The following is a 25,762-nucleotide window of genomic DNA, read 5'->3' as shown; positions in this document are numbered from 1 at the left end:
GTGACGTCCTTCCACCTGCGCGGCACCGGCCTGCCCGACGAGCAGCCGTTCGAGCTGTGGATCCGGGACGGGAAGTTCACCGACGAGCCGGTGCCGGGTGCACAGACGCTGTGCACCGACGGCTGGATCCTCCCCGGCCTCGTCGATGCCCACTGCCACATCGGGATTCGCTACGGCGGCGGCGCCGAGGACATCGACGGTGCGCTCGCGCAGGCCCGGACGGAACGTGACGCCGGCGTGCTGCTGGTGCGCGACGCCGGATCACCGGTCGACACCCGCTCGCTCGACGACGTCGCGGGACTGCCGCGGATCATCCGCGCCGGTCGGCACATCGCCGCCCCCAAGCGCTACATCCGTGGCCTGCCCGTCGACCTCGAGGACGAGTCGCAACTGCCCGACGAGGTGGTGCGGCAGGCCCGCGCCGGCGACGGCTGGGTGAAGCTGGTGGGGGACTGGATCGACCGCGAGGTCGGCGATCTGGCACCGCTGTGGAGCGACAAGATCCTGGTCGAGGCGATCGAGGCCGCGCATCGCGAGGGCGCCCGCGTCACCGCGCACGTGTTCGGCGAGGATGCGCTGCCCGGACTGATCGACGCCGGCATCGACTGCATCGAGCACGGCACCGGCCTGACCGACTCCACGATCGCGATGATGGCCGAGCGGGGCACCGCGCTGGTGCCGACGCTGATCAACATCGACAATTTCCCGGAGATCGCCGACGGCGCAACACGGTTCCCGGTGTACGCCGCGCACATGCGGGACCTGTACGCGCGGGTGAACGACACCATCGGCGCCGCCCGCGACGCCGGCATCCCGATCTACGCGGGTACCGACGCGGGCGGACATGTCCGGCACGGCCGCATCGCCGACGAGGTCGCCTCGCTCGGCAAGGTCGGTATGACGCCCACCGAGGCGCTCGGTGCCGCGTGCTGGAACGCGCAGACCTGGCTCGGTGGCGGGGGACTGGCGGCGGGAGCTCCCGCGGATCTCATTGTGTACGAGCAGGATCCGCGCACCGGTCCACAGGTGCTGGCGCAGCCGTCGCTCGTGATGGTCGGCGGCGAGGTCGTGACGGCGCGGGGTTCGTTCGCCTGAGTTCGCGCCTCGGCGTCACACACGACTTGTCGGGTTCACACACCCATTCCATGCGTAACGGGTGTGTGAGGCCGGGAAAAGATGTGTGACGCGGGCGGTCGAGCGGGCGCCGACGCTCGGGACGTCGGGCCAGGACCCATCGTCGCAGGGCGTGTGCAGTTGTCGCATACCGACTCCGCGTGGAGAAGCGATGCGACGCCGGCAGAAACCATGCGGTGTGAGTAGTCGGAACTGACGTGTTCTGTCCGTCCCCTGTGCCAGAATCCGTCTCGCGTGGATCGGCCACGCATCGCGAGGGGCGGAAGGAATCTCAGTGTCCTCACCGAAGGTTGTGTTTCTCCACGGGGTCGGCGGCGGCGATCCGGAAATGGATTGGTTGAGCGCGCTCAACGAGGGGCTCTTTCGGTGCGGGTTCGGTTCGGTCGACAGGCACGATGTCATCGCGCCGCGCTACAACGATCTGCTCCTGGAGAACGGCAGTCGTGGATCGGTGCCTCCCCTGACATACAAGCCGAAGGACGAGGCCCCGTCACGGCGCCAGTACGAACTGCGGCAGGCCCGGATCCAGCGCCTGCTCCAGAAGGATCCGACCGTGAAGACCTACGGGTTCGGCAAGTTTCCGGACCCTGTCGCTCAGGCGGGTGGCGCAGCCGTCGCGAAGGTCGCACCGGGCCAGTTGAAGGCGGTGCGCAACTACGTCACCAGTGAGAGCACTCGGGGCACCGTCCTGCGGATGATCCTCGGGGATCTCGAAGGCGTCAGTGGCGACATCGTGCTCATCGGGCACAGCCTCGGCAGCGTCATCGCCATCGATCTCCTCGATCATCTTCCGGAGACGATTCACGTACGGCGATTCATCACGATCGGCAGCCCTGCGTACTCGGAAGCCCTGCACAAGGACGCCGCACGCCTTCTGAAGAAGTTCCCTTACGCCAGAGTCGACGACTGGTCGAACTTCCTGTCGCCGTGGGATCCGGTGACGATGGGTCGTGGGCTCACCTCCCTGTTTCCGGCAGCCCAGGATTTCGTGGTCCAACTCGACGACCTCGGTGCCGCGCAGGTGGTTGCGATCGGCGCCCACGACAGCGTCCGATACTTGCGGCATGAGGCGATCGCAGGATTGATCGGTGAGGTCGTCTGGCCCAAGCCCGCGCGCACCTTCGACGGGGAAGCGGTCATTGCCGTGCACCTCAATGATGCTGATGCACTTCGTCTTTTGGTGATGCAGTTCAACCGTCAGGTCGCCATGCAGATTGCGGACAAGGATGCCAAACAGCGATTTGGTGATGTGGCGCAGCTCCTCCGCGAGGCGGACGTCGCCAGTGCACGTCAGATGATCGAGGACGGGCGTCCGGTGCCGACCGAACTGTTGACCCTCGTGCAGGGACGCATGCCCGCGCTGCCGTTTCGGTGGTCCGAAGTTGAATCGGTACGGCACATGGCGGTGTTGGCCACCTCGGACAACACCGCTCCGTACGAAATCGACTGCAGTGATGCCCAACTCGACGCCCTCCCACATATCGCGATGGACCTCGGGCTGACCAATCACTTCGGTGACGCGGTGAAGAGTGCGATCATCGAGGTTCGGAAAGAAGCTCTCGAGTCGCGTAGCCTCCGAAACCGATTCGGAGATTCGGCCAAGAGTCGATGGCTCATCGGTGCGGCGGGCCTGGCTCTCGTGGCCGCGGCGCCCATCGGGCTGATGGTGGCCGCGCCCGCCGGTTTGGCTGGTGCTGCGGCGTTCACCAGCATGCTTGCGGCGTTCGGCCCTGGCGGAATGGTCGGTGGGCTTGCGGCGGTCGGCGGACTTGCATCGACTGGGACGTTGATGGCAACCGTTGCCGCGACGGTCGGAACGACCGCTCAGATCGCTGACGACCCTCGGACTCTGGTTGCCCGCGTTGCCGCCGAGCACGCGCTGAAGAAGCTGCACCTTCCACACGATGAAATGCTGTGGTGGCGAATCACCGAGATGGACAACCAGATCAACGCCGAGATCCGTCGTCTCGAGCCATTCTCGGATGAGAAGTCGGTCAGATTGACTCAGCTGCGAACCGGGCACGAGGTGTTGGAGCGCTTGCTGGCGTTCATGACGAAGCACGGCCTTGGGCCGGCGGAGATCGGCGCGGGGGAGGATGAAGTGGAGGCCCTGCCCGCCATCACTCGCTGAGTAGGTGGTCCGCTAGCTCATCGAGGCGACCCGCCCGGCACAATCGGAACGACCGACGGGAGGCGACAGGTGACACCTCGCTCGAGTGGCGGTGATCCCGCCGCCACGGTACGCACCGACGATGTCGTCGCGTTTCGACTCCACGCGCATCACCTCGACCACCGCAGGCCGCTCGACGATCTGCTCGACGTGGTGGGCGCGTGCGGTATTCAGAACAGCCCGCCCGGGTCGGCGCTGCTCGCGCTGCACGCCCGCGTCGAGGGCGTGACGCGGGATCTCGTCGACCGTCTGGTCGCCGAGGAGCGCACTCTGCTGCAGTCGTGGTCGATGCGCGGTGCGCCGTTCTACTTCCCGACCGCGCACGTTTCGGTCTTCACCGCGGGCGTTCTGCCGGCGACCGAGAAGGCGCGGCTGCACCTGATCAGCGGTGTGGAGCGGGCGCTCGACACGCTCGGGCTGGGATTGGACGAGACGGTCGACCTCATCGCCGACGAGATCGCGACGGTGCTGTCGGGCAGGCAGTTGGCGATCAACGAGCTCGGCAAGGAACTGGCCGAACGCATCGCACCCGGGCTCACTCCCAAACGACGCGAGAAGTGGCTGGCGGACGGGCCCTACGGCACACACCAGCCACTGGGGGAGGCCGTCGTGCACTTCTGCCTCCGGATCCTGACGTTGCGTGGAATCGTCTGCCTCGCAACGAGAACCGGGAACAAGGCGCCGTTCGTTCTGCTCGACGAGTGGCTGGGCCGGCCCCTGCCGCAGGTCGAGCCCGGCGCTGCCCGCGCAGACCTGCTGCGCCGCTACCTGCACTGCTACGGCCCGTCCACTCGCAAGGACTTCGCCGCCTGGATCGGTGTGCGCACCGGCGATGTCGAACCGTGGTGGTCGACGCTCGCGGACGAGCTCAGCCCCGTCGACGTCGACGGCCGCTCGGCGTGGATCCTCGCCGAGGATCTGGACGCCTTGCGGTCACCGCCGCCGGCGGCCGGGGTGCGGCTGCTCCCGCCGCACGACCCCTACCTGCAGGCGAGGGATCGGGAATCCATCGTCGACAGGCAACACCATGCCCAGGTGTGGAGGACGGTCGGCGACCCGGGTGCGGTACTCGCGGACGGCAGAGTCGTCGGAACGTGGCGCCCCCGCAAGAGCGGCCGGACGCTGACGTTGACGTTCGAAACCTTCGAGCCGCTGGACGTTACGGTCCGCGAGCAAGTGCGCACGGAAGCCGAACAGGTGGCCGCGTTGCGCGGGGCGTCGGCGGTGCAACTCGAGTTCGCGGACTCTGCGAGCTGAATCAGCCGAGTTGCTTCATCAGCGACAGCAGGTTCGCCACACCCCAGTGCTCGACGATCCGGCCGCCCTGCACCCGCATGACGTCGACGGTCTCGAAAGAGACTGCGCGACCGGTGGGTTCGATGCCCCGGAACGCGCCCCGGTGGGTACCGCGGTAGGTCTTGTAGGTGGTGACCAGATCGCCGTCGACCGACTGCCAATGGATCTCGGGGTGGAAGTCCGGGAACCCCGTGCGCAGCGACTGATAGAGCAGTCGGGTGCCGTCCTTGTCGGGAGTGGTGCCGGGCTGCGGGGTGTGGTCGACGTAGTCGTCGGCGAACAGTTCGTCGAACAACGCGAAGTCCCCGCCGCCCTGCACCTCCTCGGTGTTCCGGCGGACGACTGCCTTCGCGGCATCGCCGTCGGACTCTGCCGTCGGGGCGGACGGAAGATTCACGGCGGCAAGGGAACCGGCGGCATGGCGCCCGTTCGAGTGCGACGCCCGGCGGGCGATGCTACCCGCGAGCAGCGGGGTCTCGCGGCGAACGTGGTCACCGTACGCGGCGTGGCACGCGGCGGCCGCGTCCTCGAAGACGATCCCGTGTTCGTCGAGGAAGGCGAAGTAGTCCCCGGTGGGGGTGACGAGGATCCGGTCGGTGACGGTGCACCGGCCGTCGCCCGTGGGTTCGGCCCGCAACTCCCATGTCACGTCCACCGTCGTCCGGCCCTCCGCGGCCACGATGTCCGAGATCGACACCATCCGGCAGTGGTGAGGGTCGGCGACCTCGCCGACGAAGTGGTGGATCAGGAGGGCGTCGCCGATCGTCTCGACCCCGATCGACAGTGGTTGCCCGTCCTCGGCCGTGCCGACGCCGATCGTGATGTGGTCCGGGGGACAGCAGCGGCGGTACTCCGCCTCGGGTAGCGAGAACAGCCAGTCGGCGACGTCCACCTTGTCGGCGGCCACATCGACGACGTGGGTGCAGGTCGAGTCCGAGAGAACACGTGTGGACATCGGCGTCCCCCTGCCTGCCGCGAAGCCGGGTCGCGGTGGGATGCGGCCGCGACATTCCCGAACGCTAGCCCGACGAACGCACGGGGCGGTCGTGAGTCGCGGGAATGGTTGCAGCATCGACACCAGTCGAGGGAGGCGGTGCCGGGTAGTTCGCGTCATCGCGGTCGAGCAGAAGCTGCAGCACCCGCTGTGCCTGGACGGCGGGTTGTGCCGTGCCCGTGATCCCCGCGGTGACCATGCACCCCTCGGCGAGGAGGTAGGCGGCGTCGGCAGTTGTCGAGGACGCCCCCGCATCGCTGACGAGAGCGGTCAGATACTCGCGGAACCTCTCCTTGTGTTCGCGCACTGCACCGGCGACGGCTTCGGACGTGCCCCCGAGTTCGCCGAAGGCGTTGATCCACGCGCATCCGCGATGCCCGGGACCGGCGAGCCACGTCGACAGCCAGTCGAAGACGGCGATCACGCGATCGCGGGGGCTGGTGTGGCGGTCGACGTGCGCGGCGAGTTCTGCGCGCCACCGGCGGTCGCGGCGGTCCAGCATCGCCACGGCCAGTGCTTCCTTGCCCGGGTACAGCGAGTAGATCCGTTTGAGAGGCAGGCCGGATGCTTCACGGATCTCGTCCATGCCGACAGCCTGGAATCCGCGCTCGTAGAACAGTGCCTCGGCAGCGCCGAGCAGTGTGTTCCCGGCGGTCTCGGACGCGTCGGCGCCGGACTGGTCGGCTCTGGGCATCGGCGTGCGCCCCTTCCGTGCACTTTGACTTGGAGAACGGTCGTTCTCTACCGTACTCCTTCGGTGGGGGAACGAACGTTCTCTGCAAGCTCGAAAGGCCGGGATCTCGACGATGACGCTCCGAACCTCGATCCTCACCAGTAAAGCGCCCGCGCGCCCGCCGCTCGGAACGTTGCTCGTCGCGATCGTCACGTCCGCCGCCACCCTTTGTGCGCTGGTGCTTCTCGGGACCCTCGGCGGCCACGTGCTCCTCATCCCGCCGATGGCAGCGAGCATGGCCCTCGTCGCGGGTGCCCCGACACTTCCGCTCTCTCAACCCCGCAACGTGATCGGCGGTCAGGTGATCTCGGCGATCGTCGGTGTTCTCGTCGGGTCGGTCGACCATTCGTTGTGGGCCGGAGCTGTCGCGGGCGGCCTGGCTCTCGGCGCGATGCTGGCGACTCGAACCTCGCATTCCCCGGCCGCGGCGACGGCGCTGATCGGAGCGATCACCGTCGGCGGGCAGATCTCGTTCGTCGTCTGCGCCGGGCTCGCGGCCGTCGTCCTCGTCGCGGCCGGCTGGGTCCGCGCGAAGGTGACGCGCTCCGCCTACCCGGTCTACTGGTGGTGACGAGACACCTCTCGACGGCAGATTCGGTTGTCACAGGCTGCGCCGTCGACACTCGGTGACACGTTGTCGGTACGCTGCCTGTCATGGCACCGATCAGGTCAGCACTCGCGGAGAGGCTGAACACTGTTCAGCTCACGTGGTTCGGTGTGCTGACACTGGTGATCGCGACGACCTCCGTCGACGGTCCTGCCGCCATCGCAGGCACCGCGGTTGCGATCGCGCTGATCTTCGCCGTCACCGGTCACGGTGCGCTGTCCCAGCTGCACAGGCTGACGGCACCGGCCGCCGGGCCGCCGCACGAGGAGCGGCACCTGCGCGGCGCCTTCCGCAGGCAGAGTGCGCCGAACACTCCCGGCCGTCCCCGTCGTCCCCGAGCACCCGGACGGGTTGCGACCGCCGCGTAGCGCTTCGTCGCCGCGCGGTGCGTTCGTCGCCCCTGTCCCTTAGCGCCGCGGTCCGTCCGACCTGAGCGGCGTTCACTGTCCGCACGGTGCGGCTCCGGTCGCATTGTGCAGCGAAGAGGTGCTCGATGCTCGATTTCATCTACTACCCCGTGTCCGCAATCCTGTGGTTCTGGCACAAAGTGTTCGGCGCCGTGCTCGGGCCGGACAACGGGTTCGCCTGGGGCCTGGCCGTGGTGTTCCTCGTCTTCAGCCTGCGTCTGCTGCTTCTCTGGCCTGCGATCCGGCAGATACGCACCGGCCTCCAGATGCGCGAGCTGCAGCCGCAGATCAAGGCACTGCAGAAGAAGTACGCCGGCGACCGCCAGCAGATGGCGCTGGAAATGCAGAAGCTGCAGCGGGAGCACGGCTTCAACCCGCTGATGGGATGCCTGCCGGTGCTGGTGCAGGCGCCGGTGTTCATCGGGCTCTACCACGTCCTGCGATCGTTCAACCGCACTGGATCCGGACCCGGTCAGCTCGGAATGACGGCGCAGGACAACGCGAACACCGCGAACTATGTCTTCAGCGCGACCGATGTGCAGTCGTTCCTGAGTGCACGGTTGTTCGGAGCGCCGATCTCCGTCGCGATCACGTCTCCGGACGACGTGCTGGCGTCGTTCGCGTCCCACGGCGGTGTCCCGACCGTGGCGACGATCGCCGCCGTGGCGATTCCGCTGATGGTGATCGCCTCGCTCGCCACACACTTCAACGCGCGCGCATCGGTGGCCAGACAGACGGCGGACGCGTCGGCCAACCCGCAGACCGCAATCATGAACAAGCTCACGCTGTGGGTCTTCCCGCTGGGAGTCCTCGTCGGAGGTCCGTTCCTGATCATCGCGATCCTGCTGTACTGGGTGAGCAACAACGTGTGGACGTATGCACAGCAGCATCTGGTGTTCGCGCGTCTCGACCGGGAGGCGGCGGCCAAGCAGAGCGCACTCGCGCAGCAGTCGCGGGTCCGCGCGCCCGAACCCGGTGCCCGGCCGACCGTGAGTCGGAACCGGAAACCGAACCGCAGGAAGGTGAACCGGCGCTGACCGGCCACAGCCGTGGTGCGGCTCAGTCGGGGAGTTGCAGGGGTGAGGGAATCTTGGTGGAGCGGTAGCCGTCGCCGTTACGGGTGGGCCGCCAGAGCCGCCAGTGTTTCGCGGACAGCCGGAACGGGAGGTGGTCCTGCACGTGACGGGCGGCGGGGGACATACGGTCGTCGGCGGGAAGATTCAGCCACAGCGACAGTGACGATGCCGCGGTACCGATGGTCGCACGCACGCCGGAGGCCCCCAGCAGTCGGCCGTACCCGTCCACGGCGAAGCGGCCGAACGCGTCGGGGGTGATGCCGGGATACGGGGCACGGGTGTCCGGGTCCAGAAGGCGGATGCGCATGCTGCAGGTCAGCACGGCCAGCGAATGCCCGTGGCTCGTGACCGCGTCGGGGCCGGCGGCCGCGATCACGTCGAGCGCGGCGTGCACGGCGTCGGGGGCGACGTTCCATTCCGTGTGGGTGCGCGCGCGGTGGCGGGGACCGCCGAAGCGCTCGGTGGCGAGGGTGACCAGTTGCTCCGTCGCTGCGGGTGGTCCACCGGCGGCGACCCGGAACACCCAGGTCTCCGACGACACCGGCTCGGTGCAGGCTTCGGCGAAGCTCCGTACGCGCTGGAATGCCTTGCCGGGGTGCTTGACTCGAAGCGAGTGCGCACCACCGGTGGAAGTCGGCAGCCCGTCGTAGGTCACCACCTGCGGGGAAGGGATGTCCGGTGTCCGTGCCATGCGCCCATGGTAGGGAAGGATGAAGGCATGCCCCTCCCGGACCCGTGGAATCACGACAGCCTGTTCTGGCGAATCTCGCTGGCCGACAGTGCCTCCGAGGCGGTGGAGAGCCCGGGTTTCGCCCCGCCCGAACCATGGGTTCGGGCACTGGCTGCCGTCGCGCGGGATCTTCGCTGCCTGAGATTCGGTACGGATGTGAAGATCGACCGACTCGAATGGAATTTCGCGATCGACTCCGAGTACCGCGTCTCGATCGGCTGGGAGGGTGTGGGCGGCATCAGCGGCTTCACGTGTGCCCACGGCTTGACGATGGATGCGACGTTCGGTGACGCGGCCGTGTGGGTTGCGGATACGGCGCAGGGCGAGCTTGCCGGTTACGACTTCGTCCAGTGGCCCAGCCGGGGCCGTCAGCTGCTGGTGCCCCGACTGCTCGCGGGGGAACCGGTCTGGGTAGATCCGCACGTGGACGTGGTGATCGGTCCCATCGGGCAGCTGTGCGAGCACGTCGACCGGTGGTCCGAGCTGTCCGGCGGGTAGGACGCGCTCCCGCTCCGGCATCCGGAGCGGCGGCGCGTGTCGTCAGGTGTGAGGGCTTCCGCGGAGAAGGTCAGGATCCGAGTGAGCCGAGCGATCCTGCCGGAGTGTCCGGAGCATCCGGGGAGCCGGTGATGTCGAGGACGACCGGCAGATCGGCTTTACCGAACTTGTTGGTAGCGGTCACGGTGAACTCGAATCGTCCACCGGTGGTGGGGGTTCCGGACAGGATTCCGCCCGGGGACACGTTCAGGCCGGTGGGCAGGCTGCCGGTGGTGACGGAGACGGTGGGGGCGGGTTCCCCGGCGACCGTGAAGGCATGGGCGTAGGACTGGCCGGCCGCGCCCACCGGCGGTGCTCCGGTGAGGGTGGGCGCTCGGTCGATCGCGATCACCGACACGCTGTGTCCGGACTGGTTGGTGACGTAGGCGTGGGCACCGTCCGGGGTGATCGCGATCTCCCGCGGACTCCTGCCGACCGCGACCTCGGTGACGACGGGAGGGTTCGCGGTGGTGTCGATCACCGACACGGAGCCGGGATCGAGCAGCGTGCCGAAGCCCGCATTGGTGACGTAGACGCGGGTGCCGTTCGGGGTGATCGCCACGCCGCCCGGATACGGTCCGACCACGATGGGCACGCCGACGACGGCGTTTGTGGCGGTGTCGATCACCGTCACCCTGCCGTCGCCGTTCCTCATGGTGGTGGTGACATAGGCACGGGTGCCGTCCGGTGAGATCACGATCGCGCCCGGCATCCCGACCACCTCGATGGGCTGGTCGACGCGCGTCTTCCCGGCGAGGTCGATCACGCTGACCGCGCCGTCGGCGAATGCTTCGGTCGCCCGGTTCGTGACGTAGGCGCGGGTGCCGTCCGCGTTGATCGCGACCGAGGTCGGAGACGGTCCGACGCGGATCGGATGGCCGAGGGTAGCGGGGGGAGTCGCGGTGGTGTCGATGACCCACATGGATCCGTCGCCCAGGAAATCACCCCAGTTGGTGACGTAGGCGCGGGATCCGTCCCGGCTGAAGGCCACCTTGTACGGCTGCGCGCCGACCTGGATGTTCTCGACGACGTCACCCGTAGCGAGATCGACCACGGACACCAGGCCGCCTGCGTCGGTCTGGACGGTGACGTAGGCGCGGGCGCCGTTCGGGGTGATCGCCACCGCGGTCGGCTTCATGCCGGCAAAGTCGTTGCCGACCCGGAAGGGCGCGCCGATGACGGCATTCGTGGCGGTGTCGATCACCGATACCTGGCCCTCGCCGGAGTTCGCGACGTAGGCACGCGTGCCGTCCGGTCCGATCGCCAGCGCATGCGGCGACCAGATGTCGCCGTGACTGATCGTCGCGGCGACGCTGTCAGCGGTGGCCGTGCCGCCCCCGGCAAGGATTGTGGCAGCGGCGACCGCGGCGGCGCCGACGCCCGCGACCAACCGGACACCCCGCCTGGATCGCGGTGGCTTGTCGATTCTCGTCATCGGAGTGGATCCTCCCAGCGGCCGACCGTGCCCTCCCGGACACGCAGCAACCGCAGGAAGACAGCCGCCGCGCCACAAAATAGGGGACATTCGTCCAGTAACGGGCAGGATTCAGCGAAATCCCGCGCGCATCACACCGCATGAGGGCCGGTGCAGATGCCAGGACGGAGGCCGGCGTCGGCCTCCGGCGCCGACGCCGGCCGCCGAATCAGATTCGGTTGCCGATGCCGCCTGCGCCGGCGACACGGTCGATGGCAGACAGATCGTCGTCGTCCAGCATCAGTTCTGCGGCAGCGATGTTCTGCTCCACTCGGGATGGGTTGCGAGAGCCCGGGATCGGAACGATATCGTCCCGACGAGCCAGGAGCCATGCCAACGACAGTTGGGCCACGGTGACATCCTTGTGGTGGGCGATCTCGGTGAGTTCGTCGACGATCGTGAGGTTGGCGGCGAAGTTCTCCGGGGCCCACCACGGGAGGCGCTGACGGAAGTCGTTGGCGTCGTAGTTCTCTCGGGAGGCGACCGCGCCGCTGAGGAATCCGCGGGCCAGCGGGGAGTAGGCGACGAAACCGATGCCGAGTTCCTCCAAGACGGGGAAGAGGGCCTCGACCTCGCGCGCGAAGATCGAGTATTCGGTCTGCAGCACCGAGATCGGATGCACCGCATGTGCGGCGCGGATGGTGGTCTCGTCGGCTTCGGACAGCCCCAGATACTTGACCTTGCCTGCCGCGACGAATTCCGTCATCGTCCCGACGACGTCCTCGATCGGCACGTTCGGGTCGGGACGGTGCTGGTACAGGACGTCGATCGTGTCGACGCCGAGATTGCGCAGGCTGGCGTCGACGACCTTGCGGATGTGCTCGGGCCGCGAGTCGAATCCGAACGAGCGGGTGAAGCCGAACTTCGTGGCGATGACGACGTCGTCTCGCACCGGTGCCAATGCGCGGCCGAGCAGCTTCTCGCCCTCGCCCCAGCCGTACATCTCGGCGGTGTCGAACATCGTCACGCCGAGCTCGTGCGCCTTGCGGATTGCTGCGATTGATTCGGTGTCGTCGGTCGGGCCGTAGCCGATTGCTGTGCCCATCGCGCCGTAGCCGAGGGCGGAGACGGCTAAACCTTGTTTGCCGAGCGTGCGTTCTTCCACGGATCCCCTCCTGTTTGTCAGTTGCAGCCTAATCTGTCAGAGACTGACAACTTTGTCCATGTACGCTGCCGACGTGGACAGTTCCTCGACACCGACCCCGGGTTTGCGCGACATCACCCGCGAGGCCGTGCGCACACGCATTTCCGAGGTAGCGGTCGATCTGTTCGCCGAACACGGATTCGACTCGGTCACCGTCGAGCAGATCGCGGCCGAGGTGGGGATATCCGCGCGAAGCTTCCACCGCTACTTCCCGGCCAAGGAGGATGCGGTCATCGGCGACCTGACCCGCTGGGGCGAGTTCGTCCGCGACGCGCTCGCCTCCCGGCCGGCCGACGAACCGGTTCTGGTCTCGTTGCGGATCTCCTTCGAATCCCTGGTGTCTCGCCCGCGCAGCGGTGAGGACGAGCAACGCAGCAAGCGGACCATGCGCGTGCTCACCAGCACCGCGTCGCTCCGTGCCCGAAACCTCGAAAAGCACCTGGCCTGGGCGAGCATGCTTGTCCCCGTTGTGGAGGCGCGTCTGGCCGGCGACCACACGGAGCTGCGGGCACAGACGCTGGTGCAGGCCGCGCTCGCGTGTTTCGACATCGCACTGACGGCCTGGGCGGAATCCGAGGGCGCGGACGCGGTCGAACTGCTGCGCCGGTCCTTCGCGACGCTCGCCGCAGAGCACGCGGCATGATGTCTCGGAGTTCTCCAGAGCGTTGACGACCCACCGGACGCCGGTTCGGGGAGCCGTGTGAGAGCCTCGGGTCATGGACACCGATCAGTGGTGGGACGACTATCGGCCGCGTCCGCAAGATGGTCCCTTCACTCTCGACGTCGACGGAGAGGTCTTCACCGTCGAGATGCGCTCCGGCGGAGGCGAGGATTACACCTGGGAATCCGGGCCGAATGACGGGTACGGCTTCGGGGGTGGGCCGGCGCGGGTGCTGGGCCGTTCATCCGCGGAGCCATATCGATTGACAATCGGCGAACATCGGGAGTCGATCAGGAACTTCCTCGGCATGATCGACCCGGAGACCGGCTACATCGGCTAGAGCCTGAGGCTGCCCGACACTCTCGTTCCCGGTATCACGACGGCGGCCGGCGAAGTAATGGTTGACTCTCAGGCATGACTGGGAGCGGAAAAGTCATGGAGCCCAGAAGGTCACGTCGAGCTCTTCGTTGGGTTCTCGGCGTTCTCTCGGGCATTCTCCTGGGCGTCTCGTTCTACACTGTCTTCTCGGACGCGCCTGCCAATTGGACACTGGCTTGGCCGCTGATGCTATCGATGGCGGGGTGCCTCTTGCTTCTCGATCGTCAGGCTCGCAGACTGATCGTCCAACAGGACGGCCGCAACGAGGTGGTCGACTGACACGCATGACCGGACCGAGATTTCGTGTGACTGAACGGACATCCTCATGCAACGTGAGATCAGGTGATGTTGGACGACCCGACGCTCTGGTTCGGCCCGGTCATCGGCCCCGCGGTGGGTGCGTTCCTCGGCTGGCTGAACGACACCGCGCAGTACCTGCGTTCGATAGGTCTCTAGACCGGCTCGAGGCGTCCGTTCCGAAGTGGCGGCCTGCGGCCGCTAATCGGTCCTGGTTCCCCGTGGAAACGATCTTGGTGCGCGAGGGGGGACTTGAACCCCCACGTCCTGAGACACTGGAACCTAAATCCAGCGCGTCTGCCAATTCCGCCACTCGCGCGAGCGATGTCAGCCTACGCCACCGGTGGCCGGTCCCGAACCGCAGGATCGGCCACCGGTGTGTGCGAGGTGATTCCGCTACGCGGACAACGGTTTCGGCGTCGCCCGGCCGCGTCCGTACCGCCACACGGCGTTGAGGAGGGCGGCCGGCGGAGTGTCCTCGGTTTCGGCCGTGGCGGCGAGCAGTTCGAGTGCTTCGGCCTCGGTTACAGGCGAGTCGCCGGGGGCGAGTGCTTCCGCGACGAACCCGCGCATCGCGTCGAGCGCTGCGGGGCCGACGAGGCCGAGTTGCAGGACGAATGTCTCCCATGTGTTGCCGCCGAGTCCCGGCACGGAGGTGAGGGCCTCCCACGCGCGGCGGCCGTCCCCGATCCGTGCGCTGCCGGCGACGCCCGCGTCGACGAGCGCCGCCGCCGCGAGTGCGGCGGCCTCGGCCTTGGTGGTGTAGTTCCCCGGCACCCGCTGGCGGTTGTCGAGGATCTCGGCGAGGTGGTCCGGGGCGTCGGTGAAGGCGGCCAGCGCGGTGAGGTCGTCGAGCTCACTCTCGCGGTGCGCCCGCCAATTGGCAACGACCCGACGGACGCCGGACGTCGGTGCGCCGTACGTGGCGCGGGCCGAGAAGATTGCGTCGAGCAGTGCTGCTTCGGCCTCGTGTGGCCAGCCGGACGGCCAGTGCGAGCGGTCGTGGGGCAGTGCGGCATCGATGTGTTCGACGAGCGCGCGAACCTGCTGTGCGGTCATGAATTCCCCCCTGGATTTCGATTGACGCGTCGGACGGTAGCGGCGACGTCCGACAGTGCCGCGGGCCGCACCGCACGAACGGGCCTCGCCGTCAAGCAGGTCACGAATTGATAACAATCAACGTGAGGTTTTCCTCAGGTTTGTGGACGTCCTCGCATACCCCCTGACCCGCGGTAACGAGGTCTACTCGCGAGTCACTTATTGACGTTCCTGTGCGCAATGTCACTCGATACTCGCTGGTAGAAAAGGTGCCACCGGCAAACGTGAGGCTTTCCTCATGATTCTGTGCCAACCTTTACACGCCCGGATTCGCTGGATTTCGAAGTGGATTCGAGGGGTGCCGTGGGTATCTCGCGATATCGCGCGTCAGCTCTGCCGAGGGCGGCCGACCACGACCTACCTCCCGTCAGGGAACCAGGAGAGGACTTAACTTCAGTGACGATTGACGACACTGCAGGAAACGGACGAACCTCGAAGGAGCAGAGCCAGTTCGGTGCCGATCGGACGCCCGTTCGGTCCGCCGCGCAGGGCCCGCTGGTGGACCGCCTGCGCGCCGGCGAGTCGTATGCGCTCGCGTTCGGCGGCCAGGGCGCCCCGTGGCTGAGTGCGCTCGCCGAACTCGCCCGCGACAGTGCCCTCGAGCCGACGCTCACCGAGCTGGTGAACGAGGCCGCCGCGATGCTCGAGCCGGTTGCCCAAGATCTCCTCGTCGTGCGCCCGGTCGGGTTCGACCCGATCGCGTGGATCCTCGAGCAGGAGCTCGCCGATGATGAAGACACTGCGGGCGCGTCCGTTCCGTCGGCCGCCGCTCTCACGTCGGCCGCCGTGTCGCTGCCCGGCGTCTTCCTCACCCAGCTCGCCGCGCTGCGCGCACTGCAGCAGCAGGGCCTGGACCCGGCGGTGAACGCCCCGGTCTCCACGATTGGCCACTCGCAGGGTCTGATCGCCGCCGCTGCCGTCGCCGGCGGCGGTGCCGCAGACGGCGCCCTGCTCGCGACCGCCCAGCTCATCGGCGCGGCTGCCGGTCTCGTCGGCCGTCGCCGCGGGATCATCGCCGGCGCCGACCGTTCGCCGATGCTGGCCGTCTCCAACATCGACCCCGAGCGCCTGGCCGCGATCGTCGCCGAGCTGGCCGAGGGCCAGGAGCCCGAGCGTGCCGCCGTCCTGGCGATCCGCAACGGCCGTCGTCGCGTCGTGCTGTCCGGTCCGCCCGCGCAGCTGGCGCGCGTGCAGCAGCGTTGCGAGCAGATCGCGGCCGACGAGGCCCGTGAGCGGGACGCCAAGACCCGTGGCGGCGCGGTGTTCTCGCCCGTCTTCGAGTCGCTCCCGGTCGAGATCGGCTTCCACCATCCCGCGCTGACCGAGGCCGTCGAGGTCATCGGTGGCTGGGCCACCCGCTGCGGCCTCGACGCCGACCAGGTGCGCGCGCTCGCGCAGGCCGTCCTCGTCGACCCGGTGGACTGGGTCGACGCCGTCGAAGGCGCCGTCGAGTCCGGCGCTCGCTGGATCCTGGATCTGGGCCCCGGCGACCTGCTCACCCGCATGACCTCGACCGGCCTGCGCGGCCACGGCGTGGGCATCCTCGCCGCGTCCACCCGCGGCGGCCACCGCAACCTGCTCACCCCGGGTGCGACCCCCGAGGTCGCTCGCGCCTGGACCGAGTTCGCGCCCAAGGCCGTTGCCCTGCCCGACGGCCGCGTCGCCGTCGAGACCGCGTTCACGAAGCTCACCGGACGCTCGCCGATCCTGCTCGCCGGCATGACCCCCACGACCGTCGATCCGGCGATCGTCGCGGCCGCCGCGAACGCGGGCCACTGGGCCGAGCTCGCCGGTGGCGGTCAGGTCACCGAGCAGATCTTCGCCGACAACGTCGAGGGGCTGAAGGGTCTGCTCGAGCCGGGCCGCGCCGTCCAGTTCAACTCGATGTTCCTGGACCCGTACCTGTGGAAGCTGCATGTGGGCGGCAAGCGCCTCGTGCCGCGCGCCCGCGCCGCGGGTGCCCCGTTCGACGGCGTCGTCGTCACCGCCGGCATCCCCGAGCTCGAGGAAGCCGTCACGATCATCGACGAGCTGACCGAGGCCGGTTTCAGCTACGTCGCGTTCAAGCCGGGCACCGTCGCGCAGATCCGCTCCGTGATCCGTATCGCGAACGAGGTGCCGGACTTCCCGGTCATCGTCCACATCGAGGGCGGCCGCGCCGGTGGCCACCACTCGTGGGAGGACCTCGACGACCTGCTGCTCGCGACCTACGCCGAGCTGCGCACCCGCGACAACCTGGTGCTGTGCGTCGGCGGCGGCATCGGCACCCCCGAGCGGGCCGCCGACTACCTGACCGGCCGCTGGGCCACCGAGTACGGCTTCCCGGCGATGCCGCTCGACGGCATCCTCGTCGGCACCGCCGCAATGGCGACGCTCGAAGCCACCACCTCGGCCGACGTCAAGCAGATGCTCGTCGACACCCCCGGCACCCCCGACTGGGTCGGTGCGGGAACCGCGCAGGGCGGCATGGCTTCCGGCCGCAGCCAGCTCGGTGCCGACATCCACGAGATCGACAATGCGGCCTCGCGCACCGGCCGTCTGCTCGACGAGGTCGCCGGTGACGCCGACGCCGTCGCCGAGCGTCGCGACGAGATCATCGCCGCGCTGGACGTCACCGCCAAGCCGTACTTCGGCGACGTCGCCACCATGACCTACCAGCAGTGGCTGCGCCGCTACCTGGAGCTGGCCGTGGGCGTCGACTCCGCGCAGGCGTTCGACTGCGGCGGCGACGTGCAGGACGCGATCGCCGACGCCACCCAGTCGGTGTGGCTGGACGTGTCGTGGCGGGATCGCTTCGGCGAGATGCTGCAGCGTGCCGAGGCCCGTCTGCACCGCAACGACCGCGGTCCGATCCAGACACTGTTCGCGGATGCCGCGACGCTCGACCAGCCCTTCGCGGCGCTGTGTGCGCTCGAGGCCGCATACCCCGACTACGCCACCACCGTTCTGCACCCGGCCGACGTCCCGTTCTTCGTCACGCTGTGCAAGACCCCCGGCAAGCCGGTCAACTTCGTGCCCGTCGTCGACGGCGACGTCCGCCGCTGGTGGCGTTCGGATTCGCTGTGGCAGGCGCACGACGCGCGCTACACCGCCGACCAGGTGTGCATCATCCCCGGCACCGTCGCGGTCGCCGGCATCACCCGCGTCGACGAGCCCGTCGGTGAACTGCTCGACCGCTTCGAGAAGGCCACGGCCGACGAACTGGTTGCCGCCGGCGCGACCCCGACCCCGATCGCCGGTCGCCGCCACGGTGGCTTCGGCACCGGTCTGCTCGACGCCGTCCTCACCGCTCCCGACGTGCTGTGGGCCGCGCGCCTGACGCAGAACCCGGTCCGCCGACTCGGCGAGGTCGCCGAGTGGTCGATCGAGTCGGACACCGTCGCGAGCCACGACAAGACCGGCGCGCGCCTCGTCGTCGCGGACGCCGAGCACGTCGACCTGACCGTGCCGCTCGCGCAGGGCAAGGCCGTCGAGATCCGGATCACCGTGCCCGCCACCGTCCGTGACGGCGGTGCCCCGGTCATCACCGAGGCCGACGCCGAGGCGTCGATGTCGGCACTGCTCGGTGTCGCTGCCGGGCAGGAGCTTCCGGCCGTCAAGGGTGGCGTCGCGCACATCAACCTGGCGTGGACCCCGGACCTGATCGCCGACCACGCCGGTGTCACCGGTGTCGGCCTGCCCGAGACCGTGAGCACCAGCGGCAAGGCCGTGCCCGACGTCGTCGTCGGAGCCTGCTGGCCCGCCGTCTTCGCGGCGCTCGGCGCTGCCACCACCGAGTCCGGCGTGCACGTCATCGAGGGCATGCTCGACCTGGTCCACCTCGACCACGCGGTGAACCTGGTCGGCGAACTGCCCTCGGAGACCAGCATTCTCGTGGTCCGTGCCGAGGCGGGCGACGTCATCGACACCGACATGGGACGCGTCGTCGAGGTGCGTGTCGAGGTCGGCGCGATGCTCGGCGAGGGCCTCGACGCTCCCGCCGTCGCCACCCTGACCGAGCGCTTCGCGATCCGCGGCCGCACCGGCAAGGGCGAGCTGGCCGATCCGGCCCGCGCCGGCGGATCGCTGTCCGCCGACGTCGCGGAGACCCCGCGTCGTCGTCGCCGCGACCTGAAGATGGTCGCGCCGCGCAACATGGCCGCGTTCGCCCGCGTCTCGGGTGACCACAACCCGATCCACACCTCCGACGCCGCAGCGCTGCTCGCGGGTCTGGGCAGCCCGATCGTCCACGGCATGTGGCTGTCGGCCGCCGCGCAGCAGGCCGTCATCGCGGTCGATCCGGCATCGAAGGTGCCGACCCGTCGCCTGACCGCGTGGACCGCGCGCTTCCTCGGCATGGTTCGCCCCGGTGCCGAGATCGACGTCCGCGTCGACCGTGTCGCCACCGATCGCGGTGACGAGATCGTCGAGGTCGGCTGCCGCGTCGACGGCGATCTGGTGATGGTCGCGACCGGCCGCACCGCCGCGCCGAAGACCGTGTACGCCTTCCCCGGCCAGGGCATCCAGCGTCCGGGCATGGGCCTCGACGCCCGCTCGCGCAGCAAGGCCGCCCGCGAGGTCTGGGAGCGCGCCGACAAGCACACCCGTGAGGCCCTCGGCTTCTCGATCCTCGCTGTCGTCCGCGACAACCCGACGCTGGTCCGCGCCCGCGGCGTGGAGCACCGGCACCCGGACGGTGTGCTGCACCTGACCCAGTTCACCCAGGTCGCGATGGCGACCCTCGGTGTCGCGCAGGTCGCCGAACTCCGTGAGTCCGGTGCCTTCGTCGAGGGTTCCTACCTGGCCGGTCACTCGGTCGGCGAGTACAACGCCCTCACCGCGGTCGCCGGCGTGCTGCCGCTCGAGGCGCTGCTCGAGGTCGTCTTCCAGCGCGGTTCGGCGATGCACGAGCTGGTGCCCCGTGACGGCGCCGGCCGCAGCGACTACCGCATGGCCGCGATCCGCCCGTCGCAGATCGGTGTCGCCGACGACGAGCTGCAGGCCTTCGTGGGTGGCGTCGCCGACGCGACCGGTGAATTCCTGCAGATCGTGAACCTGAACCTCAAGGGTTCGCAGTACGCGATCGCCGGCACCGTCAAGGGTCTCGCCGCGCTCGAGCGTGAGATCGACATCCGCCGTGAGGCTTTCGGTGGCAAGCGCGCGTTCATCGTGGTGCCGGGCATCGACGTGCCGTTCCACTCGACCGTGCTGCGTGGCGGTGTGGACGACTTCCGCGCCAAGCTCGACGAGCTGCTGCCGCAGGACATCGATCCGTCGCTGCTGATCGGTCGCTACATCCCGAACCTGGTGCCGCGCCTGTTCAACCTGCGCCGCGACTTCGTCCAGGAGATCGCCGATCTGGTGCCGTCGGAGCAGCTGCAGGCCGTCCTCGCGGACTTCGACAACTGGGCCTCCCGCCCGGTCGCGCTGACCCGCGTGATCCTCGTCGAGCTGCTGGCCTGGCAGTTCGCGAGCCCGGTCCGCTGGATCGAGACGCAGGACCTGCTGTTCACGGACGAGGCCGAAGGTGGCCTCGGGGTCGAGCGTTTCGTCGAGATCGGTCTGGGTGCCACCCCGACCGTCGCGAACCTCGCGTCGCAGACCCTCAAGCTGGACGAGCACTCGAACACCAAGGTCGAGGTGCTCAACATCGAGCGCGAGGCATCGATCGTCTACAGCACCGACGTCGATCCGGCGCCGGTCGAGGATGATGAACCGGAAGCGCCCGAGGCCTCTGCTGCCGCGGCTCCGGCCGCCGCTGCACCCGTCGCGGCCCCGGCCGCGCCGGCCGGTGGCCCGCGTCCGGACGACATCGCGTTCAAGGCCGCTGACGCCACCAAGGTGCTCATCGCGCTGTGGACGAAGCTGCGCCCGGACCAGATCGGTCCCGCCGACACGATCGAGGCACTGTGCGACGGCGTCTCCTCGCGCCGCAACCAGCTGCTCGTCGACCTCGGTTCCGAGCTGTCGCTCGGCGCGATCGACGGTGCCGCGGACGCCGACATGGGTTCGCTCGCGGTCACGGTCGATCGCCTGGCCCGCACCTACAAGCCGTTCGGCCCGGTGCTGTCCGACTCGATCAACGATCACCTGCGCAAGGTGTTCGGCCCGTCGGGCCGCCGCCCCGGTGCGATCGCGGACCGCGTCAAGAAGGTCTGGGAGCTCGGCGACGGCTGGGCCAACCACGTGACCGCCGAGGTCGCGCTCGGCACGCGTGACGGCTCCAGCGTCCGTGGTGGCGCGATGGGTGGCCTGCACGAGGGTGCGATCGCCGACGGTGCCGCCGTCGACGCGCTCGTCGACGCCGCTGTCCAGTCCGTCGCGTCGCGCCGCGGTGTCGCCGTCTCCATGCCGGCCACCGGTGGCGGAGCGGGCGGAACCGTCGACGCTGCCGCCCTGGGTGAGTTCACCGAGGCCATCACCGGCCGCAACGGTGTGCTGGCCTCGGCCGCGCGTCTGGTGCTCGAGCAGCTCGGCTTCAGCGAGTCGGCCGCCGCCGCGGTCTCCGCGGACGACACCGCGCTCGTCGACCTGGTGTCGGCCGAGCTCGGCTCCGACTGGCCGCGTCTGGTCGCTCCCGCGTTCGACGCCAAGAAGGCCGTCCTGATCGACGACCGCTGGGCCACCGCCCGCGAGGACCTCGCACGTGGCTGGACCGGTGAGATCGACCTGACCGTCGAGCGTTTCGACGGTGCCGGTGCCGCCGTGGCAGCCCACGCGCAGTGGTGGCAGCAGCGCGCCGCCGAGGAAGGCCGCACGACGCTGGCCGAGGTCTACGGCCGCATCGCGCAGGTCGCGGTCGCCCCGGCCGAGGAGACCGGCCAGTACACCGGTGAGATCGCGGTCGTCACGGGCGCCAGCAAGGGCTCGATCGCCGCGTCGGTCGCCGGCAAGCTGCTCGGCGGCGGTGCCACGGTCGTCGTGACCACCTCACGCCTCGACAGCGACCGTCTCGGCTTCTACCGCAAGCTCTACAGCGCGAACGCCCGCGCCGGTGCCGCCCTGTGGGTGGTGCCCGCGAACATGGCGTCGTACACCGACGTCGATGCGCTGGTCGAGTGGGTCGGCAACGTGCAGACCGAAACAGCCGGTGGCGCAAAGAAGCTCGTCAAGGAGGCGATGACGCCGACGATGCTGTTCCCGTTCGCCGCACCGCGAGTGGCCGGCGAGCTGTCCGACGCGGGTGCCCGCGCCGAGATGGAGATGCGGGTGCTGCTGTGGTCGGTGGAGCGTCTGATCGGTGGCCTGTCGCAGATCGGCTACGACCGCGACGTCGACACCCACCTGCACGTCGTGCTGCCCGGTTCCCCGAACCGTGGCCTGTTCGGCGGTGACGGCGCCTACGGCGAGTCGAAGGCCGCGCTCGACGCGGTCGTCGGCCGCTGGTCGGCCGAGCGCACGTGGGCCGAGCGGGTCACGCTGGTGCACGCGCTGATCGGTTGGGTGCGCGGCACCGGCCTGATGGGCGGCAACGACCCGATGGTCGAGGCCGTCGAGGCCAAGGGCGTCCGCACCTGGTCCACCGACGAGATGGCCACCGAGCTGCTCGGCTCGTGCACGGCCGAGGTCAAGCGTGCCGCCGCGCAGGCGCCGCGCCTGATCGATCTCACCGGCGGCCTCGCCGAGGTCGACCTCGACCTCCCGGCGCTCGCGAAGGAGGCCGCCGAGGCGGCCGAGGCTGCGGGCAAGGCCAAGGACGAGGCCGCTGCCGACGCGAATTCCATTGCCGCCCTGCCCGCCCCGCCGCGCATCGTCGACGCGCTGGACGCGCCGTCGTGGCCCGAGCTGGACGTCGATCCCACCGACCTGGTCGTCATCGTCGGTGCCGGCGAGCTCGGCCCGTACGGCTCCTCGCGGACCCGCTTCGAGATGGAGGTCGACGAGCAGCTGTCGGCGGCCGGCGTGCTCGAGCTGGCGTGGAACACCGGACTGGTGGCGTGGGAGAACGATCCCAAGCCGGGCTGGTACGACGTCGCGAGCGGCGACCTGGTGCCCGAGGAAGAGATCGCCGAGCGCTACCACGACACCGTCGTCGAGCGCTGCGGCATCCGCACCTACGGCGACGAGGGCGCGATGGTCGACAACACGGCCCCGCTGCTGACGTCGGTGTTCATCGACAAGGACCTGTCCTTCGTCGTCGGCTCCGAGGCCGAGGCCCGCGCGTTCGTCGACTCCGACCCGGAGAACACCACCGCTGCGGTGGACCCGGAGAGCGGCGACTGGACGGTCACTCGCAAGGCCGGCACCGAGATCCGCGTGCCGCGCAAGGTGAAGCTGACCCGCACGGTCGGCGGCCAGATCCCGACCGGATTCGACGTCACCAAGTGGGGCATCCCCGCCGACATGGCCGGATCCGTGGACCGGGTCGGCCTGTGGAACATCGTCTCCACCGTCGACGCGTTCCTCACCGGCGGCTTCACCCCGTCCGAGCTGCTCCGTTGGGTGCACCCGGCGTTCGTCGCCAACACCCAGGGCACCGGCATGGGCGGCATGACGTCGATGCGTTCGCTGTACATCGACACGCTGCTCGGCGAGTCCCGTGCGAACGACATCCTGCAGGAAGCCCTGCCGAACGTCATTGCGGCGCACGTCGTCCAGTCGTACGTCGGTGGCTACGGCGCGATGGTGCACCCGGTCGCGGCGTGCGCCACGGCCGCGGTCTCCGTCGAGGAGGGCGTCGACAAGATCAAGCTCGGCAAGGCCAAGCTGGTCGTGGCCGGCGGCTTCGACGACCTGGGCATCGAGGGCATCGTCGGCTTCGGCGACATGTCCGCGACCGCCAAGTCGGACGAGATGTCCGCCAAGGGCATCGCCGACAACCGCTTCTCGCGGGCCAACGACCGCCGTCGCGGCGGCTTCGTCGAGTCGGCCGGTGGCGGCACGATCCTGCTGGCGCGCGGTGACGTGGCCCTCGAGATGGGCCTGCCGGTTCTCGGCGTGGTCGCGTGGGCCGGCTCGTTCGCCGACGGTGTCCACACCTCGATCCCGGCTCCCGGCATCGGTGCCCTCGGCGCCGGTCGTGGGGGACAGGATTCGCAGCTCGCGCTGTCGCTCAACGCGCTGGGAATCACCGCCGACGACATCTCGGTGGTCTCCAAGCACGACACCTCGACGGCGGCGAACGATCCGAACGAGGCCGAACTGCACGAGCGTCTGGCCGCGGCCCTGGGCCGCAGCGACGGCGCCCCGCTGTTCGTCATCTCGCAGAAGACGCTCACCGGCCACGCCAAGGGCGGCGCGGCGGCGTTCCAGCTGATCGGCCTGTGCCAGGTCCTCAGCCAGGGCGTCGTCCCGCCGAACCGCAGCCTGGACTGCGTCGACGACAAGATGGCGGAGTTCTCGCACCTGGTGTGGCCGCGGACCCCGCTACGCTTCGGCGACCAGTTCGCGCTCAAGGCCGGCCTGCTGACCAGCCTCGGCTTCGGTCACGTGTCGGGCCTGATCGCGGTGGTGCACTCGCAGGCATTCGTCGAGTCGATCCCCGCGGATCGGCGTGAGGCGTACCTGGCGCAGGCGCAGCAGCGCACGATCGACGGGCAGCGTCGTCTGGCGTCGGCGATGTGCGGCGGCCAGGCCCTGTACGAGCGTCCCGCAGACCGGCGCTTCGGCGGAGATTCGGTGTCCGCCAAGGCTGCTCGTCAGCTCGAGGCGGACATGCTCCTCACCGAGGATGCGCGTCTGGGTGCCGACGACGTGTACCGCGCCGGAAAGCCCGGGTGCCAGTGATGGCAGTCCTCGGAATCGGCTTCGACGTCGTCACGATCTCGGAGTTCGAAGAGCAGATGAAGCGTCCGGGTACCGCGATGCTGTCGAGCTTCCGCCCGGCCGAGCGTCGGTACTGCGAGTCCCGCAGTACCGACCCGGCCCGGCACTACGCGGTCCGCTGGGCCGCGAAGGAAGCCGTCATCAAGGCCTGGGCGGCCTCGCGGTTCGCCCGGCCGCCGGCCGTCGGCGACAACGCCTACGCGCTGGTGGAGGTCGTCAACGACGCCTGGGGCCGGCCCACCATCAAGCTGCACGGTGAGGCCGCGGAGTTCCTGCCGAGCGCGAAGATCCACCTGTCGCTGACCCATGACGGGGACGTGGCGGGCGCGATGGTCGTCATCGAAGAACCTGACCCGATCCAGCCCATCGGCTGATCGAGCACGGAAAACACGAGGCCGGTCGACGGACACAATCCGTCGGCCGGCCTCGTTCGTCGTTCCGCGTGCGTGCGTGCGGCCGAATGTCACATCGGGTCAGTCCAACTGAACGTGTGTGACATTCGGCCACACACGGGCGGCCCGCGTCAGCTGTCGGAGGAGCGCGATTCCTTCTCGGCGACAAGGAGATAGGCCACCATCAGCCGCTTGAGTTCGGCGACCGCGTCGGCGTGGCTCTGCCCGTCCTGCACGGAGAAGTTCAGCATCGAGTACACGACGTGGACGAGCACCTCGGCCATCATCGTGCGGCGCTCACGCGGGGTGTGCGGGGTGAGCGGTGCGAGCATGAGCGAGATCTGTTCGGCGAGCGCCTTCTCGTGGATGACGCCGGTGGCGCGGGTGGACGGCGTCGACTGCATCGCCAGCCACACCTCTCGCCGCGACGGATCCGACGTCCACAACCCGGCCATGTGGTCGACGAAACTGTTCAGGAACCGCAGCCAGTCCAGGGACGGCACCTCGCCGTTGAACGTCTCGAGTTCGTGCTGCACACCCACCAGGTCCTGCCGGTTGAGCTCGCACACGATCACGTACTTGTTCGCGAAGAACTGGTACAGGGTGCCGATCGGGACGTCGGCGCGCGCCGCGACCTCCTCGCACGTGAACGACTCGAACCCGACGTCGACGAGCAACTCGCGGGACGCGTTGAGCAACGCGTCGAACTTGCGACGGCTGCGTTCCTGCGTGGGACGCTTCCGCGGCATCAGTTCCTGGGGGTCGCTCTGGACCTCCAGCGCGGGGTCCACCCGGCGAGGGGGACGGCGGCTGGTAGTGGACTCCACGAGCACAGGTTATCTGTCTTTTCGTTCGGATTCGACGAGGTTCCCGCTTCTGGTGTTTCCCCC

At 69.0% G+C, this 25,762-nt stretch carries 18 protein-coding genes and 1 tRNA gene; 11 read left to right on the top strand and 8 right to left on the bottom strand.

Annotation, left to right across the window (positions count from 1 at the left end; genetic code table 11):
* The 3 genes from LCL87_RS17380 to LCL87_RS17370 all read left to right on the top strand — a co-directional run bounded on the left by LCL87_RS17380 (position 1) and on the right by LCL87_RS17370 (position 4,561).
* Entirely contained in the window at positions 1-1,095 is a 1,095-nt protein-coding gene (locus tag LCL87_RS17380) for an amidohydrolase family protein (RefSeq protein WP_225021829.1), read from the top strand.
* Between the two features lie 313 nt (positions 1,096-1,408).
* The gene (locus tag LCL87_RS17375; protein ID WP_225021827.1) at positions 1,409-3,265 is read left to right on the top strand and encodes a hypothetical protein; all 1,857 of its coding nucleotides are present in this window, start codon (positions 1,409-1,411) and stop codon (positions 3,263-3,265) included.
* Positions 3,266-3,334: 69 nt separating this feature from the next.
* Positions 3,335-4,561 (top strand): winged helix DNA-binding domain-containing protein, encoded by a 1,227-nt coding sequence (locus tag LCL87_RS17370; protein WP_225021825.1) that lies wholly within the window; start codon positions 3,335-3,337, stop codon positions 4,559-4,561.
* A 1-nt stretch (position 4,562) separates the two neighbouring features.
* On the opposite strand, the gene LCL87_RS17365 is transcribed toward LCL87_RS17370, so the two are convergent.
* Both LCL87_RS17365 and LCL87_RS17360 read right to left on the bottom strand, forming a co-directional pair.
* Positions 4,563-5,555 carry an ester cyclase gene (locus tag LCL87_RS17365; protein WP_225021823.1) on the bottom strand — a complete coding sequence of 331 codons (993 nt, stop codon included), beginning with the start codon at positions 5,553-5,555 and terminating at the stop codon, positions 4,563-4,565.
* A gap of 64 nt (positions 5,556-5,619) precedes the next feature.
* On the bottom strand, positions 5,620-6,288 hold the full coding sequence (locus LCL87_RS17360; protein WP_225021821.1) for a TetR/AcrR family transcriptional regulator: 669 nt from the start codon (positions 6,286-6,288) through the stop codon (positions 5,620-5,622).
* A 112-nt stretch (positions 6,289-6,400) separates the two neighbouring features.
* On the opposite strand from LCL87_RS17360, the gene LCL87_RS17355 reads away from it, so the two are divergent.
* From LCL87_RS17355 to yidC, 3 genes are all read left to right on the top strand, one after another.
* Entirely contained in the window at positions 6,401-6,898 is a 498-nt protein-coding gene (locus LCL87_RS17355; RefSeq protein WP_225021819.1) for an HPP family protein, read from the top strand.
* Between the two features lie 83 nt (positions 6,899-6,981).
* Positions 6,982-7,302 carry a DUF6412 domain-containing protein gene (locus tag LCL87_RS17350; RefSeq protein ID WP_225021817.1) on the top strand — a complete coding sequence of 107 codons (321 nt, stop codon included), beginning with the start codon at positions 6,982-6,984 and terminating at the stop codon, positions 7,300-7,302.
* Positions 7,303-7,427: 125 nt separating this feature from the next.
* Entirely contained in the window at positions 7,428-8,378 is a 951-nt protein-coding gene (gene yidC / locus LCL87_RS17345) for a membrane protein insertase YidC (protein WP_225021815.1), read from the top strand.
* A 22-nt stretch (positions 8,379-8,400) separates the two neighbouring features.
* Here yidC and LCL87_RS17340 read toward each other — a convergent pair whose 3' ends face one another.
* On the bottom strand, positions 8,401-9,108 hold the full coding sequence (locus LCL87_RS17340) for a hypothetical protein (RefSeq protein ID WP_225021813.1): 708 nt from the start codon (positions 9,106-9,108) through the stop codon (positions 8,401-8,403).
* A 27-nt stretch (positions 9,109-9,135) separates the two neighbouring features.
* On the opposite strand from LCL87_RS17340, the gene LCL87_RS17335 reads away from it, so the two are divergent.
* Positions 9,136-9,645: a hypothetical protein gene (locus LCL87_RS17335; protein WP_225021812.1), complete on the top strand. Its 510-nt coding sequence runs from the start codon at positions 9,136-9,138 to the stop codon at positions 9,643-9,645.
* A gap of 70 nt (positions 9,646-9,715) precedes the next feature.
* Here the strand turns inward: LCL87_RS17335 and LCL87_RS17330 are convergent, their stop codons facing one another.
* Together LCL87_RS17330 and LCL87_RS17325 are read right to left on the bottom strand one after the other, a co-directional pair.
* Positions 9,716-11,119: a YncE family protein gene (locus tag LCL87_RS17330; protein ID WP_225021810.1), complete on the bottom strand. Its 1,404-nt coding sequence runs from the start codon at positions 11,117-11,119 to the stop codon at positions 9,716-9,718.
* Positions 11,120-11,327: 208 nt separating this feature from the next.
* Positions 11,328-12,263, bottom strand: a complete 936-nt coding sequence (locus LCL87_RS17325) for an aldo/keto reductase (RefSeq protein WP_225021808.1) — start codon at positions 12,261-12,263, stop codon at positions 11,328-11,330.
* A 73-nt stretch (positions 12,264-12,336) separates the two neighbouring features.
* On the opposite strand from LCL87_RS17325, the gene LCL87_RS17320 reads away from it, so the two are divergent.
* Both LCL87_RS17320 and LCL87_RS17315 read left to right on the top strand, forming a co-directional pair.
* Positions 12,337-12,945 carry a TetR family transcriptional regulator gene (locus tag LCL87_RS17320; RefSeq protein ID WP_225021806.1) on the top strand — a complete coding sequence of 203 codons (609 nt, stop codon included), beginning with the start codon at positions 12,337-12,339 and terminating at the stop codon, positions 12,943-12,945.
* Between the two features lie 73 nt (positions 12,946-13,018).
* Entirely contained in the window at positions 13,019-13,303 is a 285-nt protein-coding gene (locus tag LCL87_RS17315; protein ID WP_225021804.1) for a hypothetical protein, read from the top strand.
* A gap of 569 nt (positions 13,304-13,872) precedes the next feature.
* Here the strand turns inward: LCL87_RS17315 and LCL87_RS17310 are convergent.
* Together LCL87_RS17310 and LCL87_RS17305 are read right to left on the bottom strand one after the other, a co-directional pair.
* Positions 13,873-13,957 (bottom strand) — tRNA-Leu (locus tag LCL87_RS17310).
* A gap of 77 nt (positions 13,958-14,034) precedes the next feature.
* Positions 14,035-14,697, bottom strand: a complete 663-nt coding sequence (locus tag LCL87_RS17305) for a DUF8548 family protein (RefSeq protein WP_225021802.1) — start codon at positions 14,695-14,697, stop codon at positions 14,035-14,037.
* Between the two features lie 435 nt (positions 14,698-15,132).
* On the opposite strand from LCL87_RS17305, the gene LCL87_RS17300 reads away from it, so the two are divergent.
* Positions 15,133-24,441, top strand: a complete 9,309-nt coding sequence (locus tag LCL87_RS17300) for a type I polyketide synthase (protein WP_225021800.1) — start codon at positions 15,133-15,135, stop codon at positions 24,439-24,441.
* Positions 24,441-24,854 (top strand): holo-ACP synthase AcpS, encoded by a 414-nt coding sequence (acpS, locus tag LCL87_RS17295; protein ID WP_225021798.1) that lies wholly within the window; start codon positions 24,441-24,443, stop codon positions 24,852-24,854. The genes LCL87_RS17300 and acpS overlap by 1 nt, the downstream gene beginning before the upstream one ends.
* Before the next feature lie 149 nt (positions 24,855-25,003).
* On the opposite strand, the gene LCL87_RS17290 is transcribed toward acpS, so the two are convergent.
* Complete coding sequence (locus tag LCL87_RS17290) at positions 25,004-25,663, bottom strand: TetR/AcrR family transcriptional regulator (protein ID WP_510850799.1); 660 nt, start codon at positions 25,661-25,663, stop codon at positions 25,004-25,006.
* Positions 25,664-25,762: the final 99 nt, after the last annotated feature.

Origin of the sequence: Prescottella equi (assembly GCF_020171745.1) — a bacterium.
GTDB classification, from domain to species: domain Bacteria; phylum Actinomycetota; class Actinomycetes; order Mycobacteriales; family Mycobacteriaceae; genus Prescottella; species Prescottella equi_A.
This window is presented reverse-complemented; position numbering and strand designations above follow the sequence as displayed.